15 protein-coding genes are annotated in these 15,298 nt (G+C 37.4%); 9 read left to right on the plus strand and 6 right to left on the minus strand.

Annotation, left to right across the window (positions count from 1 at the left end; genetic code table 11):
• Positions 1–116 precede the first annotated feature (116 nt).
• The gene (locus AC5WOC_RS16955; RefSeq protein WP_496056603.1) at positions 117–1,118 is read left to right on the plus strand and encodes an oxidoreductase; all 1,002 of its coding nucleotides are present in this window, start codon (positions 117–119) and stop codon (positions 1,116–1,118) included.
• A gap of 155 nt (positions 1,119–1,273) precedes the next feature.
• Here AC5WOC_RS16955 and AC5WOC_RS16960 read toward each other — a convergent pair whose 3' ends face one another.
• Positions 1,274–2,473 (minus strand): MFS transporter, encoded by a 1,200-nt coding sequence (locus tag AC5WOC_RS16960; protein ID WP_496056604.1) that lies wholly within the window; start codon positions 2,471–2,473, stop codon positions 1,274–1,276.
• 191 nt (positions 2,474–2,664) lie between these two features.
• On the opposite strand from AC5WOC_RS16960, the gene AC5WOC_RS16965 reads away from it, so the two are divergent.
• The 5 genes from AC5WOC_RS16965 to AC5WOC_RS16985 all read left to right on the plus strand — a co-directional run bounded on the left by AC5WOC_RS16965 (position 2,665) and on the right by AC5WOC_RS16985 (position 5,626).
• A complete protein-coding gene (locus tag AC5WOC_RS16965; protein WP_496056605.1) occupies positions 2,665–2,985 on the plus strand; it encodes a MerR family transcriptional regulator in 321 nt (106 codons plus the stop codon).
• A 369-nt stretch (positions 2,986–3,354) separates the two neighbouring features.
• The gene (locus AC5WOC_RS16970) at positions 3,355–3,900 is read left to right on the plus strand and encodes an NAD(P)H-dependent oxidoreductase (RefSeq protein ID WP_496056606.1); all 546 of its coding nucleotides are present in this window, start codon (positions 3,355–3,357) and stop codon (positions 3,898–3,900) included.
• Between the two features lie 19 nt (positions 3,901–3,919).
• Positions 3,920–4,393 (plus strand): hypothetical protein, encoded by a 474-nt coding sequence (locus AC5WOC_RS16975; RefSeq protein ID WP_496056607.1) that lies wholly within the window; start codon positions 3,920–3,922, stop codon positions 4,391–4,393.
• A gap of 116 nt (positions 4,394–4,509) precedes the next feature.
• Positions 4,510–4,794 (plus strand): hypothetical protein, encoded by a 285-nt coding sequence (locus tag AC5WOC_RS16980; RefSeq protein WP_496056608.1) that lies wholly within the window; start codon positions 4,510–4,512, stop codon positions 4,792–4,794.
• 430 nt (positions 4,795–5,224) lie between these two features.
• Positions 5,225–5,626 carry a hypothetical protein gene (locus AC5WOC_RS16985; RefSeq protein ID WP_496056609.1) on the plus strand — a complete coding sequence of 134 codons (402 nt, stop codon included), beginning with the start codon at positions 5,225–5,227 and terminating at the stop codon, positions 5,624–5,626.
• Positions 5,627–5,831: 205 nt separating this feature from the next.
• On the opposite strand, the gene AC5WOC_RS16990 is transcribed toward AC5WOC_RS16985, so the two are convergent.
• The 5 genes from AC5WOC_RS16990 to AC5WOC_RS17010 all read right to left on the minus strand — a co-directional run bounded on the left by AC5WOC_RS16990 (position 5,832) and on the right by AC5WOC_RS17010 (position 12,117).
• The gene (locus AC5WOC_RS16990) at positions 5,832–7,610 is read right to left on the minus strand and encodes an ankyrin repeat domain-containing protein (protein WP_496056610.1); all 1,779 of its coding nucleotides are present in this window, start codon (positions 7,608–7,610) and stop codon (positions 5,832–5,834) included.
• A 273-nt stretch (positions 7,611–7,883) separates the two neighbouring features.
• Positions 7,884–8,270 carry a hypothetical protein gene (locus AC5WOC_RS16995; RefSeq protein WP_496056611.1) on the minus strand — a complete coding sequence of 129 codons (387 nt, stop codon included), beginning with the start codon at positions 8,268–8,270 and terminating at the stop codon, positions 7,884–7,886.
• Positions 8,271–8,388: 118 nt separating this feature from the next.
• On the minus strand, positions 8,389–9,522 hold the full coding sequence (locus AC5WOC_RS17000; RefSeq protein ID WP_496056612.1) for a Ger(x)C family spore germination protein: 1,134 nt from the start codon (positions 9,520–9,522) through the stop codon (positions 8,389–8,391).
• Entirely contained in the window at positions 9,519–11,021 is a 1,503-nt protein-coding gene (locus tag AC5WOC_RS17005; protein ID WP_496056613.1) for a spore germination protein, read from the minus strand. The genes AC5WOC_RS17000 and AC5WOC_RS17005 overlap by 4 nt, the downstream gene beginning before the upstream one ends.
• Complete coding sequence (locus AC5WOC_RS17010) at positions 10,990–12,117, minus strand: endospore germination permease (RefSeq protein WP_496056614.1); 1,128 nt, start codon at positions 12,115–12,117, stop codon at positions 10,990–10,992. The genes AC5WOC_RS17005 and AC5WOC_RS17010 overlap by 32 nt, the downstream gene beginning before the upstream one ends.
• 157 nt (positions 12,118–12,274) lie before the next feature.
• On the opposite strand from AC5WOC_RS17010, the gene AC5WOC_RS17015 reads away from it, so the two are divergent.
• The 3 genes from AC5WOC_RS17015 (at position 12,275) to AC5WOC_RS17025 (ending at position 15,236) form a co-directional block, all read left to right on the plus strand.
• A complete protein-coding gene (locus tag AC5WOC_RS17015; RefSeq protein WP_496056783.1) occupies positions 12,275–13,810 on the plus strand; it encodes an FAD-dependent oxidoreductase in 1,536 nt (511 codons plus the stop codon).
• Between the two features lie 220 nt (positions 13,811–14,030).
• Entirely contained in the window at positions 14,031–14,528 is a 498-nt protein-coding gene (locus AC5WOC_RS17020; RefSeq protein ID WP_496056615.1) for an NUDIX hydrolase, read from the plus strand.
• A 192-nt stretch (positions 14,529–14,720) separates the two neighbouring features.
• The gene (locus AC5WOC_RS17025) at positions 14,721–15,236 is read left to right on the plus strand and encodes a hypothetical protein (protein WP_496056616.1); all 516 of its coding nucleotides are present in this window, start codon (positions 14,721–14,723) and stop codon (positions 15,234–15,236) included.
• Positions 15,237–15,298: the final 62 nt, after the last annotated feature.

The raw sequence follows: 15,298 nt of genomic DNA on the forward strand, positions 1-15,298 counted from the left end.
TAAAGCGAATCAATGCTTATAAATAATAAGTAATTTGTCTGAAATGCTTTTTCTTTCCCATGTAATTAAATGATTCTATCTACTAAACTGGATATACCAACTAGGAGGGAAACAAGATGACAACTATTTTAAGCCCTATTAAATTAGGGAAACTAGAACTCAAAAATCGCCTAATAATGGCTCCTATGCAGACAAATAAAGGTACGATTCAGTCATTTGCTACTGATTATCATATCAAACATTATGCTGATCGGGCAGATGGAATTTCGATGATGATTATTGAATCTACTGCTGTATCTGCAGATGGCAGATTATTTCCTGACGATATCGGTATTTTCAGTGATGAACACATCCAACCGCTAAAAGGCATTGTTAAAGCCGTTCATGATAAAGGAACAAAGATATTTATTCAATTATCTCATGGTGGTCGGAAATCTTCACCACAAGTTACACAAAATCTGTTAGCACCAAGTTCAATCGCTTTCGATGAGGAATCTGCAGAGCCAAATGAAATGAATGATCAAGACATTATGAATGTTATTGAACAATACCGTCTGGCAGCAAGAAGAAGTCTACAGGCAGGTTTTGATGGAATTGAATTGCATGCAGCACATGGCTTTTTGCTACATGAATTTCTTTCTCCATTATCAAATATACGTACCGATAAATATGGGGGTTCCGTTGAAAATCGCGTTCGCTTGTTGCGTGAAGTATTGGAAGCTATTCGCGAGGAAGTAGGAAAAGATTATCCGGTGATTATTCGTGTTTCTGCATCAGAGTTCGATGCAAATGGATTAAAACCAGCAGATTTAGGACATGCGCTGACATATTTAGAATCTTATTTGGATGCAGTTGATGTATCTGCAGGTGGATTAATACCTACGATACCTTTATCAACGCATGATGCATATCAAGTTCCCTATGCTTCTATTATTAAGCAATATATAAGAATACCGGTCATTGCTGTCGGAAAGATTTATACACCAGAGTTAGCAAATTCAATATTATTAGATCAGCTGGCAGATATTATTGCGATCGGCAGACCGTTATTAACGGATACAAAGTTTGCGGAGAAAATGTTAACAACATCTTTGAAAGAACCAGCAAATATATTTTAAGGGAACCTTCCTTTTATTTCGTTAAACTATGTCACGAGATTTGGTGAGAAAATGGTTCTTTGACTTTGCTTGTTTAATGCAGTTGTGTGAAATATTTGCGTGATCATATTTGAAAACACGAAAAACCTAGTGGGAATATACTAGGTTTTTCGTGTTTAATTTTCTCTTTTAATAAAGAATGCTATCCCCAAGGCGATACCGAGAAGGGCTGCAAGGATTTCAAATGTAAACATATATCCAACAAGCGGGACAAGATTCATTACAAGAGATGGTCCAATCGTTGCTCCTAAAAATAAAATAAATGTATAAACGGAAACAGCTGTGCTTCGCAATTCCCCGCCTAATCGATTGACGATTCCAATGAGATTAGGGATATTCATCGCGATTCCTCCAACAAAAACTACACTCATTACAACCATAAAAGGAAGATTTGTAGCTGCTCCTAGTAATGCCAATCCGATTACAGATAAAGCTAAACCAATTCGAAGTACTTTCACATCACCGAACTTCGCTGCAAGCTTTCCTGTAAACAAAGCAGTTATCATCCCTATGATTCCGACTGCTCGAATAGAGATTAATGTATTGGCATTTACTCCTTGAAATAATTGAACAAGATAGTTGCTAAGTGTTGTATACATACCAACAAATGCGAGTAATACCGTGATCGCTATCAAGTAACAGAGCAGCAAATTTTTGTTTATCCAAATATTACCAAAATCTTGTAAGGAAGGAAATAGATTTATTTTTCTATCAATCGGTTGATCTTTCTTGATGACAAACAAACAAATAACAAAAGTAGAAAAATAGATAATCCCGATCCAGTAAAAAACATACTCCCATTCATATGTTTGGCTAATTATACTACTAAATAGTTGTCCCAGCACACCTGCTGTAAGTAAACCAAAGCTAACGAAACCGATCGCTGTCCCTCTTCTTTTCATGGGAAATATGTTTACGATATAAGTAAGAGTAGCAGGGAAAAACGTTGCAGCTATTAGCCCTTGCAGTCCCCTTAATACAAGCAAAACTTCAAATTGATGAATAAATCCAATGAAGGGAGAGACAATGGTCAATAATCCTAAGCAGATCAAAATCATTCTCTTGCTGCCAAACCGTTCTCCAAAGGAACCAAACAGCAAAAACCCAATTGCATAACACAACGAAAAAACACTTCCAGACCATGCTGCTTCTGCTAATGAGATATGATATGCGGTTGAGATATTAGGGAACAACGGTATCGTCACATATAGACTTGATACTATAACCAATCCACACCAAAACAGTAGTGCCGTAATAAGGGAATAGTTTCTTTTCATTACAAAAGAAGTTGATGATGATCTCATAATTTTTTGCATAGTGATCCTCCTCAAGATGGTTCTATGGAAATAAATTTTAAATCAATGCAGATAAGTAACTTTGATTGTTTATTAGTTACATTAATTGTAGTTTATTTACAACGAAAGTCAATACGTTACTTGTAGGTTTTGCGCTTTTATTTCATTTGATGTAGAATACTTACAATCATTGTAAAAAAGGGGGAAGAAAAATGAAGGAGGAAGATCTGTTTTTCGACTATCAATTGTTGAGTAAGCTAGTCATTGGTATAGGAGAAGTTGCTGAGATAACTGGATTACCAACACGAAAAATACGTTACTGGGAAGAAAAAGGAATTATTCAGTCTAAAAAAGACGGGGAAGGAACAACAAGGAAATACAGTTATTTGGATATCAAAAAAATTATCCTTATCCAAGAGTTGTTAGAGGATGGATACACGCTTGATGCTGCTGCAAAAAAAGTAGAGAATCGCATCAAAAATGTAAATCAAACAATGTTAGATTTAAGTAAATACGTAGATAAACAAGACTAGCCGTGTAAAGATATAAGTATTCATAGATGCTTCAATGGATTATCGCATCGAGTGATGCGATTTTTGCGTTTGCTTTGGTCAATAGCATTAAGAGAATTGATTGTTAAAGAAACAAATAAAGGATAGAAAATAATGGAAAACAGGATATGACACTTAGTTTATAACTCCTTTATTCATTTCATGTACTTAAATTTTCATGTTGTTCAAATTTCCTTCGCCAAATGAATGATTCTTTTGATATAATCATACAGGGAATCAGTTTGTTTGTGTTTAGATTTGAAGAATATTCGTATGGAAAAGCATTAGGATTGACACCCTATTACAGAAGAAGAAAACCTAATGTAAAGTCAGTATCAGGAGGAAAGCATAATGAAAGTTTATGTTGTTTATGATAGTGAAGGTGGGCACACAGAATCCTTAGCAAAGGCCGTAGCACAAGGGGCAAGTGGTGTGGAAGGTGCAGAAGTACATATTCAACATGTCAATGATGCGGATGTATATCAAATGGTAGATATGGACGCTATTATTTGGGGATGTCCTGGACATTTTGGCACAATTAGTGCAGGATTAAAAACTTGGATTGATAAATTGGGTTATTTATGGGCAGAAGGAAAGCTTATCAATAAAATCGGAGGAGTTTTTTGTACAACAGCTACTCATCACGGTGGTTTAGAAGCTACTATGCTTAACTTGATCACTCCAATGCTGCATCAAGGGATGATTGTTGTCGGTTTACCTGCTGATGTACCTGAAAACGCACTCTACGGTTCTTATTATGGCGTAGGTATCACATGCCCTGTTGAAGATACACCAGGCGTATCCACTACTTTAACTGCAAATGATACTGCGCTTGGTAGAGCCCTTGGAAAAAGAGTAGCAGAGGTAACCAAGCAATTTGTAGAAAATCGAGCATAGGTAAGGGAGAGTCAGCCCCATGGTTATACCAATAGTATGTTTTGCAATAGCTGCTATTTTATTGATACTACTCGTAGTTATTAATGTTCGGGCACAATCAAGCCGCCGGGAAGCACAAGAAGAAAATGCTGTAGAGATAGCAGATACAACAGTAGAGTTGAATAATGAAGAGCAGTCACCAGCTGATTCTACCATTCAAAAAATAGCAGAAGAAGTGACTGCAGAAGAAGACGAATTTGAAAAAGAAAGATTAGAAGCTGGTCACGAAGAAAGACAAGAGCAACAAGAAGAAGATGGTATTGCTTCATCGGCACAAGAAGTCCAGACAGAACCGAAAAAAGAAACAAAATCATTTAAAATAGAAGACAGCAGTTATCGTGAGGCTTTGAAAAAGTTTCAAGCGAAGAAACCGGAACTAGCAAAAAAGAAAAAACAAATTTCTGATTCTGATTACCGGAATGCACTTCGTTCCATGCAAAAGAAAGATCAATAAGCAAATCCCCTTCAAATAAGGGGATTTGCTTATTTTTTTAAAATCTAGTTATCTACCTTATTCAAATTATTATCTTCTTCATATGATATAGCAAACAACAGAAAGGAGGTAATAGTTTGAGAGTATTTCATGAGGGAGATCGAGATCGTAACCGCCGTCGCCGTTTTCGCACGGAGGTTATTTTCTTACGCCGAGGTCAGACAGCTACTCGTACCTGTGGTACCTTTTCGGGAAGAACGATAACTCGCACGCTCCGCAGAGGAGAAGTATTAGTTGCTATTTGCCGTTCGAGCCGCCGTCGATTTGTTTTTGTATGTGGAACACCTCGCTTTACAAGAACCATTGTTCTTGAAAGAGGAACAAGAATCAGAGTAACATGTCGCAGAAGAGATAACGATTAAATTGTAAAGTTTACCTCCGGCTCTTAGGAGTCGGAGTACATAAAATTACATGAATAAAGCATGCATTGTATGTTGATTTAAGATTATAGCATTGCGTGCGAGAAAACCCACGGTTTAAATCGTGGGATGAAAGCGAGTGTTGAACGAGGGTAAGGAATTTTCCTTCACTGGTTCAACCTTTGGAAAAAGCGAGTTTACAAACAAACATTCCCATGGTAATAGATGTATAGTCGTGACAGACGAAAACCAAGTTTGCTCGCGGCAAGGAAGAAATCAACAAACATAAACCGTGGGGCGCACGGGGTTAGCTTGGTAATGAAATAGTCGTGAGGCTATCGTCCCAAGAATCCAACGGCTTTAGCCGTATGGAGTTGTCAATTGGGGTAATATTTTAGTAAGTTACCATTTCACTTAGGACAAGGACAAAGTTATGTCTGTACGTACCATTCGGTTCCACACTTCTACAGCAAAGTTTGTTGTTCTTTGTTTGCTCTGTGTCTCTAAGATCATCTTGGTTGACAAAACAGCACAGGTAAAGAAGAATATTCGTCTGTTTTGTGAGCTTGGTCCCCATGATTACCTGTTGTTCTTCGCTGCTTTTCTGTTTGTATGGAATGTGCAGTGGCCAGCTAGGAAGAAACTCTGGATCAACCGAGTACTTTCTTTGTGCGATACAGGTCTATTTTTGGCCATGATTTGGGTTACAGCAGACATTGTCTGGCTTTGCAAGTTTGTGCTTCCTTCATCTGCTGGTTCATCTACTTCAGTTATTTGGGCTATGCAATTTGGAAAAAGCAGAATCGCAAGAAGGCAGAGCAGGAGATTGTTGTGACGGAAAATAGCAAAGTCAATGATCAGCAAACTTCAAAAGTAAACGAGACACAGGGGCTTGTTCATGTAGAAATGTAAAGACAATGGTTCTATTCCTAGGTGTGCGTAGATTGCCAGATCTGCTAAGATTATCCAATCAACGCACCTGAATACTATGAAATATCTATAAAAAACACATCTGTTTGATGTGTATTTGTTTTTCTCTCTTATTTTGTTTTTTGCATATCCCGATAAAAGGGTGTGTTCCATAAAGATTTTAATCCAGATTGCAAATACGCATTACTGCAATCATATAACTGCTGAATAGTATCTTCCTTCCCTGTGAGCGAGTAATGGGAAATGAGGTCATTTTCTGAAAAAATTGCTTTCGTCTTTTCAACCAAAGCATCCGGACAACGAAAATGAAATTGTGTGTAGTCGATTCCTTGTTCATCATTCCACCAATTGATATACATCATCCAAGCATCTGGATAATCAGGATGGAAGGCATAATATTGCGTTACATTCATCTCATCATCATGATCTACTTTTTGCATAAGCAATGTTTCACGAGCAAAAAAGTAGGTGATTTTATCTGCGCTGGTGGAAGAAAAAGATTTGTAGATATGAGGAAAACCGAGTTTATGAGCGACAGATAAAAACTTTGTTTGATTCCAACGGCTGAAAACCGCATCATTCCAGTCATCATCAAGAAAAAAATGAGACAGCTCTTCGGATAAAGAGATATCTTCTGCTGTTGGCGGCAGTGAAATCTCTGGTGCGGGTATTCCTCTTTCGGTTAAAACTTCGTTTAATAGATGCACGATCTCTCTTTGTTGGGAGAAAACTGCTCGTTTATATGGAGATATCCCAGTTTCATCGGTAGAAGCAATATCTGCTCCTTTTTCAATTAACCAATGAATAAGTTTTTTGTTTCTACTAGTAATCGCTTGTTGAAGCGGAGTTACACCGGTTTTATTTGGTTTATTGATATCTGCTCCCAATTCAATTAAGCATTCGATGATGGGTTGATTTCCGATATCAATCGCTTTTATCAATGGAGTTTCGTCTATCCTGCTTATAAATTCCAAAAGTTCCGGTCGATGCTGGACAAGTGTTTTTATGATTTTAGGGTGTTCTTCTGTTGTCTGATCTGGCCTGCGGATCGCATCGTGAATAATATACAATTTGTCTAAAGGAGCACCATAAGCGATAAATTCTTGTAGTAATGCATCGTTTCCTACATTGACACAAGCTTCCCAACATGCTTGATCTAATTGTTCAGGTGTAGCTTTGGCTCCGTATTTATGTAAAGCGCGTGCAGTGAAACTGTTGTATGCAGAACGGTAAAGAGACACATTTTTATGTACGTTTGGGTTTGCTCCATATTGCAGCATCAAGTCGACAATGCGATGGTAACCGATGTAAATAGTTTTATGGAGTGGAGTGTCTTCCCAGTGATCAACTTGAAAATCCTCATGATTGAGTAAATTTGGATCTACTCCAGAAGACAGCATATAACGTATTGCTGCTTCTTTTCCTTGTTTTGCAGCTTCATAGAAAGTGATATGCTGTAGATTTTCGTCTAACCTTTTCTCTGCATTTTGCCTTGTATTGACAAATAAGTCACAAGCAGCAGGAGTTAAAGCAAGCTGATAAGGCTTTTGACCCCATCGATTTTCCGCTTTTGTATCCGCATTGTTTCGTAAGTATATGGGAATGGTTTCTACAAAACCTTCATATGCTGCCAAATGTAAGGGTGTGTTGCCCCACTCGTCCTTGTGATGAACAGATAATCCCTGTTCTATCAAAAAAACTGCCATTTCCTCTGATTTACTAAAATAAAGAAGTGTAATCTTATTAGAGGTTTCCTGCTGGAGATGGTTTGAATACTCTTTTAATCTCTCTTTTAGTTTGGCTAGTTCATCATTACGCACCAGATTACAAGTATGCCAAAATTCTTTATCAGATTTGTCGATATGTTTTAAGAAACGGATAGGAAACACTCCTTATATCAATTTTGTATATCATTATATAAGAAAAAACATTTACATGTGTTAATGTGTATTTTTATAAAAATCATATAGAAATCCAATTTAGAGGTGTGTTTGATTTATGCACATATAAAACAAAACCACATTCGTTTATTGAATGTGGTTTTTAATCATATCAACTGATGCTGTTTCCATTTATAGCTGAAAAAAATGTATATTATGTTTTAATGATTGCGCCCCAGATATCGCCTAAACAACATCTGGGACAATAACCGCTAGGAAAACTTATCGCCGGATACTCAGTTCCTGGATTTCAATGATTTTCTTATCATCACCAAAACCAATCATGAGACGCTTTCCAGAGCAAGTTTTGATACTCATATGGAAAGCCCTGTATCTCGGATCATCCTTCGGCAAATGATGCGAATTGGAAAGGTCAATACCTACCTCGTAAGCGTCACCTTCATACTTCTTGCCCTTATGGGTAATTGAGTACTTGGCAATAGGAGCAGTGGGATCTGCAGTATTTTCATCCATGAAGATAATAAGATCCTCAGTATTTGAATTGTACTGCCAATCTGCTTTTGGATCTGTACAGCGGATGTACCCCTGCCCATGTTTCAGTGTAAAGGTGCTCTGCTTACTCTTCTTGTAGTCACCAGGAAGCGCCATGTTTTTCTCCAATTTTCTCGTTCCATGGTCATATTTATTATAGCAAATAGCCTTTTGTCTTGACACTATCAAATTCTGATAACATTGGTGACTTTAGTTCCACTGTCTGATAAATAATTTAATCAACTAGTGTTTCATTTTTTAAAAAACCTGTATTGATGATATGCGCTTTTACTTGAACAGAGATTGTATCGTGAGAGAAAGGTTTATTTGTTATTCGCTTCCACAACTGTGGATTTTTTTGGTATGTCTGAAATCGTAATCGAAATATGTCTAGTTCATTTTTTGCCGCCATTTGATAGGTGGAAATTACTTCTTGTGCTATTTTCTCTTCCAGTATTCGTTCCAATTTTCTAATAGGGATGTTGGTATTGGTGTGAATTAATTCTGCTTTGGCGTGTATGTTTAATTGATAATGCGCTTGACCGTTTTTGCCTAAAGACGTATGAATATCTACACTCGGATTTTGTGCGGTAACAGTTACACTTTCATTCTTTTTTATTGTAAGAAAAACAGGAGTATCAAGAGTTTGTTTGCTTACCCATCTTAGACCTAAGAGTGCTTTTAATGGATACGAGTATGTTGGCTTAGATTTACTAAGAACATAAGCCCCTGATATTTTTAATTGAGGTAAATCTTTTTGTTCATTTTTCCATGTGTTTTTTGTGATTGCTAGTGTTGGTATGATGGTTACATTATCAGGTTCATTGATCTGGCTTGTAAATTGGTTTAGTCGAATAGGCGGTACAAAGGAATCTTGCTTAAATGTTTCCATCGGTTGACTATAAATAGAGAAATAAGGTGTTTTTGTCAGGAATGGAGTGATTGATAATAATTTATCCATTGGTTCGTCTGAAGCAAAAAACCAAGGAGTTAGTCTGGTTAAACGAGATCGAAAAATTTGATCCAAAATTGCTTGTTTCTTTTCCTTTAAAATTCCCGGACCAAAAATAAAAGCGGTCAGATGTGATGAACTGAGTGTGTTCGAAGATGATCGTAACTTATAAAAAGCATTCTCCAAAATAGGATCAGATGCTTTCCCGATCCATAAATTATTTGTTTCTTGAGGTGGACCAATCTTATCTCCGCCGGCAATGGTGGAGAAGTTTATAATTTGCCCGGATACTTCATATTTTCCCTCTTTATAGTCTATTCCAAGAGCAAATATAAAGAGCATATCTTGAAGTCTGCGGCCATCACAAGCACAACAGAGTAAACAGATCGACAAGATGAGAAGGATTGTTTTTTTCATGGTGTATCGTCCCCTTGCAGCGTTGTATCTTTTGTTTTCAACATCGAAGGTCGATTTTTAATGTTTCCCCAGGTTGGACGAAAAACAGTGCGTATAAAATCTTGTGGATACAAAGGAGAAATTGGTGCCATATATGGAACACCAAAACTTTTTAATTGAGATAAATAAAGAATGATGAGAAAAAGAGCCAAGACGAACCCAAAAATGCCTAAAAATGCGGAAAAAAACAAGATAAAAAACCGAAAAAAACTGACAATCCCTATCACCGATTGATTCACTAGAGTAGAGCTGGCAACAAAAGACAGGGCAATGATTACAACGGTACTTGGACTAGTCAAACCTGAGCGTATTGCCGCATCTCCAACAATTAACCCACCGACAACAGACAGGGTTTGCCCGACTTGAAGCGGTAACCGTAATCCAGCTTCACGGAAAATCTCAAAAATAAGCAGCATAATAATCGTCTCTATCGGTATAGGAAAAGGTATTCCTCTTTTGGACATGACTAAAGTAGCTAATAAACTAAACGGAATTTGATTGGGATGAAAAAATGTGATTGCTGTCCAAAAAGCAGGAAGCAACAAAGAAATCAAAAGTCCAGTTAAACGCAGGATAAATTGTGCACTATTGACAATAAACATATTGTGTATATCTTCACTGCTTTTCAAAAGCAGCGTTATATTTGCTGGTGCAATAGGAACAGTTGGATTTCCATCGACGATTAAACAAAATCGGCCATGGTTTAGAATAGAAGCAATATAATCAGGTCGACTTGTATAGTCAAATAAAGGGAGTAACCGAAAATTTTTCCCTCCGATTAGTTCTTGCAGCTGCTGGCTGCTGTCCAGTGTTTCAATTTCAATATTGGAGATACGTTTCTGAACATCCTGAATAATTTCTGATTGAATAATATCTTCCACATACAATAGTGCTACTTTTGTCTTGCTCCTTGTTCCAACATCATATATTTTGCACTTTAGTGACCCTGTTTTCATCCGTTTGCGAACCAAAGCGATATTCGTTGTAATGCTTTCTGTAAAACCATCTCTTGAGCCACGAACAGAAGTTTCAGAGGGTGTATCTTCGGGCTGCCTCTGTGGGAAATTTGCGATGTCAAAACAAAAAGCATGGTCAATCCCATCGATAAGACAAATGAAAAAACCTTCGAATAAGTAATCGATGGTAGACAGATCATCTTTACTAATTTGCATCGTTGAAAAGGGAATGCTTGCTTGATCAAACTTCTCCTCTTCTATCCATTTGTATATTTCTGCGATTATTTCGTCGTTCAAGCGCTTGGAATCGATTAAACCTAAACTATAAAAATAGGCAAAAGCCCGATTAGTAGCATTTGTCACTACTTTTTTGGTGTCTGATGATACATCACCGCAGTCTTTTATTTGCTTTTCAATAATTTTTATATTTTCACTAAGCTGCTTAACAAGTTTGGTTGGTTTGGAGACCATATTACGAATTTGAGGTGTTTTTTTGCTCTGCATAGGTATCATTCCCAGATGATTTATTTCGAAAGTATTTGTAAGTGCTTACCATGAGTAATAAAAAAAATATGACTGTTGTGATGGCTAAATGAAGAGGCAGGATATAACTTGTAGTAATATTCCAGAAAGAAACATCGCCAATCGAAATTCTTGTCACTAAGAAGAAAAAGATAGAACTAATCACAATTAACCATGTTTTTGTTTTCGATTTTAAGGGAAATAAATGTGCCAATAAATACAGTTGTAAAGAGATCCGCATAAATGAACCTATCCACCATTGGTAGATGGAAAAAAAATCTACATGTTCTACTAATAGACCGAGAGTGAGTAATCTCCATTGTTCATATGCTGGGTAGCGAAGTTGGCTTGAAGTGACAGCTCCAAATTCTGTTAATGATCCAATAATTGGTCCAAGTGTTATGAATACAAGGAAAAACCCCGATATCCATAGTGTCGAGAAACGCATTTTTGTTTTCAGATTTTGTTGAAAAAAGAAGACTGCAATAATATCCATCCATCCAGATGAAGCGTACATGATTCCTAACCAAATGGGTTTCCAGCCATTTTGTAATAATGGAAATAATAAACTGTGGTCTTTCATAGGAATGTTTCCAAACATCACAAACACTCCTAATAAAATAACAATTGGTAGTAAAATACCGTTTGCAATTGCGATTGTTTCTAATCCAAGTAAGGCGGCAATCGCACATGCGATAATGGCGAGAATGGCAATAATCCATGTTGGTGTCCCTGGTAAATATGCTGTGTTTGTCCAGCGGATGGTGTCGTAGTAACTGATAAAAATGCCAATACATAGATGAATGATAAACAGGAAACTGATCAACCAAAAAAAAATCGGATGCGTATTTTTTTGAAACCAAAAATATAGCGGTGCTTGGTTTGTTTGCTTCATAATAAAATGAATACCTATTAAAACGATAAAGAAAATACATGCACCGATAATGACAGCCAGCCACGAATCTCTTTTGGATACTCCTAAAATTGCAGGCAATGTTATGACATGACAGGTTATCCCTATATATGCCAGACATAGAAAGAAAAACTGCAATGAATTAATTGATTTTGTTTGATCCATTTTTTCCCTCGTTTTCAAACATGTTGATTACTAAGATGTGTTTGAAATAAAAAAAGTATTCATTAATTCACATGTATAAGATGGGACTTTTTCGAGAAGTTTACAATCGTGAAGCTACTTATGTAATTAATGGAGGAATTTCACGGTGAATAGACGAATGCCAACGTTCCCAGAACCATATTGGAGAGACCCAAATCCTCTTTTGTCATTTTCTGCTTTGCAAGAAGACAAAAAAACAGAGGTAGTAGTAATAGGTGGAGGAATTTCTGGAATTACTACTGCCTACTTACTTGCAAAAGAAGGAAAAGAAGTTGTTTTGGTTGATGCAGGAAAACTTGCAAATGGAACGACTGGACATACTACAGCAAAAATAACCGCCCAACATGATGTGATCTATGATGAATTGATTCAACATTTCGGTTCAGCGAAAGCACAAGACTATTATCAAGCTAATATGGGTGCCAAAAAATTTATTGAAGATACTATTCAACAATTAAAGATTGACTGTGATTTTAAGCATGAAGATGCTTATCTTTATACCATTGAAGCGGAAAATGTGCAGAAACTAGAGAAGGAAGCAAAAGCTTATCAAACTTTAGGAATCAATGGGGATATGGTAGATAAGTTACCATTTGCTTTGGGAGAAAAAGCTGCTCTTGTGATGCGTGAACAAGCACAGTTTCACCCTCTACGATATCTTCGTGGATTGTTAGATAAGTTTATTTCAGCGGGAGGTCAGGTATTTGAAAACACAACGGTAATCGATATCGAGGAAAAGGAAACACTTACAGTAGTAACTCGAAACAAAAAAAGAATTAATTGTCAACAAGTAGTAATGTGTTCCCATTTTCCTTTCTACGATAATGGCGGATTTTATTTCACACGTCTCCATGCTGATCGATCCTATGTTTTAGCAATAAAGCCTCAAAAAAACTTTTCAGGTGGAATGTATTTATCCATTGATAGTCCAGCTACTCGGTCTCTACGAGAAGTAACTATCCATGGAGAATCGTATGTTTTAGTAGGTGGACAATCCCATAAAACTGGTCATGGAATTTGTACGATGCAACATTATGAAATACTTGAGAAATTTGCAGAAGAAACATTAGGAATTAAAGCGTATCCATACCGATGGTCTGCACAAGATCTAATCACTTTGGACAAAGTTCCGTATATTGGCAGATTGACCGCTGATCATAAAAATATATTTGTTGCTACTGGATTCCGAAAATGGGGTATGTCACAAAGCACCGTTGCTGCTCAGCTGATAACAGATATGATTGTTGGCAGGGATAATCCTTATGAAGGTTTGTATACTCCTTCCAGATTTCAAACAGATCCAAGTTTACGTAATCTTATAGTTGAAAACTTGGATGTAGCTGGTTCTTTATTATCAGGAAAAATAGGAATAACATTTAAAGAACCAGATGAATTGAAAGACGATGAAGGTGCGATCGTCATGGTTAAAGGAAGAAAATGTGGTGCTTATCGTGACGCAGATGGAAAACTACATGTTGTAGATGCTACTTGTAAGCACTTAGGTTGTGAAGTTGAATGGAATCATGGGGATCGAACATGGGATTGCCCTTGTCATGGTTCTCGTTATTCGACAGATGGGGAAGTAATAGAAGGACCAGCGGAACAACCACTTGATCCTGTGGAACTAGAGAAAGTGGAACAAACCAATCGCTAATGGTTGGTTGATTTGTTTCAAAATAATATCTTGTTATTCAGTTTTCTACAGATTAGCAAATCAACGTGCTAAAGAAACAAAGGATTATTAAGGATTATCTTCCAATTCAGTTGAAAACATTTATGAAATCTAGATCATATATTCCAAAATTTTAAAAATACCTTGCATATTCAAGCGCTTACAAGTAACATAGTAATAGGCTAATAAAGAAAGGTGAAGCATGTTTTATTTGACTCCGCAGATAGAACCGCGAAGGATAGCAAAGGTTGTTCTCATCGATATCGGTGATCCTGCCAATCCAATTTTGGACAGTGACCAGTGGAAGGTCATCATTCCCCGTCGAATTGTTGGGGATCGTAGGCCTGAATCTAGTCAAGGTTTGGATTTGTTTGGAGGAACGGTACGGCGGAGTGAGTCTTTTGAACATGGAGCTATCCGCGAAGTACGCGAAGAATCTCAGCTCCGTGTCCCAATGGAATCGCTTCATTTTCTCAAAAGTCGAGAATTTTCATCTCAGACAGGTAACGGAATAACCATCATTCGCTGGTATGTAGCAGCATACCCTGGTGGACAGGTTATTCTAGAACCTAAAGAGCATGATATGTATTTCTCGATTCCTGTCAGTCAATTGCGCAAGGTTGAACCTTATCCTCCAAAATGGATGATGAGGCTGATTCGTGGGGGAGTGAAGACGCTTGAATCGGAGCGAATTAACTAGCGAATCAATACTGGGCAGTAGACAAAGGCGTCTGCTGTCCAACGGCAATTATCTTTAATCTATTCATAAATCAAGGTCATGCCATATTGGTATGGCCTTTTGTATTGCAGTTAATATAATATTTACAATAATCATTGAGTTTCATTTGCACTAACGGTAGGATAGTAATAGGTATCTACAGAAAGGTATCTGATGCTTACCGTAGCAGCAGAAGTAACTGGTGTTCGTCCGCAAAAAGCAATGAAAGTAGTGGCAAAGGCTGTTCCTGTCTATGTTGGTGACAGTCTTGTTTATCCAATTATGGATCCAGGAGAGTGGAGGGCCCTTATTCTCTATCGCTACACAGGTGATCGTAGGCCGGAAGCACCTGATGGACAAGATCTCGCAGGTGGTGTGGTAAGTACGAATAAAGACATTCCATCTTCATTGAGCATGACGAGGCTGCTAAAGAAGACACGAGAGGATACAGGGCTGATTGTACCTGCTTATCAAACTTACTTTATTGATCAACAGCCTCTGCCATTGCGGCCAGGCTATATTTTTTGGGCAGCTATGCCGGTGAATAAGAAAACTGTTGTTACTAATCGTCATGAATGTTTTGAGTGGGTGAAGGTCAAAGAGCTGGATTGCCGGAGTGATCTCCCCGATTGGATGTCCAAGCTAATTCGTTTGGGTGTTGAACGTCTTTGGGATGAGCTCAATCCCTAAGCCGTCTACTGGGCAGGAAGCATATGTTCTCTGCCCAGATCGATTATATATACTTTTTGATA

Source organism: Shimazuella sp. NTD247 (assembly GCF_059510415.1).

What these genes read in the sequence shown, in the direction of transcription:
- AC5WOC_RS16955 (WP_496056603.1), top strand. Translation starts at nt 117, where the DNA reads ATGACAACTATTTTAAGCCCTATTAAATTAGGGAAACTAGAACTCAAA.
- AC5WOC_RS16960 (WP_496056604.1), bottom strand. Translation starts at nt 2,473, where the DNA reads ATGCAAAAAATTATGAGATCATCATCAACTTCTTTTGTAATGAAAAGA.
- AC5WOC_RS16965 (WP_496056605.1), top strand. Translation starts at nt 2,665, where the DNA reads ATGAAGGAGGAAGATCTGTTTTTCGACTATCAATTGTTGAGTAAGCTA.
- AC5WOC_RS16970 (WP_496056606.1), top strand. Translation starts at nt 3,355, where the DNA reads ATGAAAGTTTATGTTGTTTATGATAGTGAAGGTGGGCACACAGAATCC.
- AC5WOC_RS16975 (WP_496056607.1), top strand. Translation starts at nt 3,920, where the DNA reads ATGGTTATACCAATAGTATGTTTTGCAATAGCTGCTATTTTATTGATA.
- AC5WOC_RS16985 (WP_496056609.1), top strand. Translation starts at nt 5,225, where the DNA reads ATGTCTGTACGTACCATTCGGTTCCACACTTCTACAGCAAAGTTTGTT.
- AC5WOC_RS16995 (WP_496056611.1), bottom strand. Translation starts at nt 8,270, where the DNA reads ATGGCGCTTCCTGGTGACTACAAGAAGAGTAAGCAGAGCACCTTTACA.
- AC5WOC_RS17000 (WP_496056612.1), bottom strand. Translation starts at nt 9,522, where the DNA reads ATGAAAAAAACAATCCTTCTCATCTTGTCGATCTGTTTACTCTGTTGT.
- AC5WOC_RS17005 (WP_496056613.1), bottom strand. Translation starts at nt 11,021, where the DNA reads ATGCAGAGCAAAAAAACACCTCAAATTCGTAATATGGTCTCCAAACCA.
- AC5WOC_RS17010 (WP_496056614.1), bottom strand. Translation starts at nt 12,117, where the DNA reads ATGGATCAAACAAAATCAATTAATTCATTGCAGTTTTTCTTTCTATGT.
- AC5WOC_RS17015 (WP_496056783.1), top strand. Translation starts at nt 12,275, where the DNA reads ATGCCAACGTTCCCAGAACCATATTGGAGAGACCCAAATCCTCTTTTG.
- AC5WOC_RS17020 (WP_496056615.1), top strand. Translation starts at nt 14,031, where the DNA reads ATGTTTTATTTGACTCCGCAGATAGAACCGCGAAGGATAGCAAAGGTT.
- AC5WOC_RS17025 (WP_496056616.1), top strand. Translation starts at nt 14,721, where the DNA reads ATGCTTACCGTAGCAGCAGAAGTAACTGGTGTTCGTCCGCAAAAAGCA.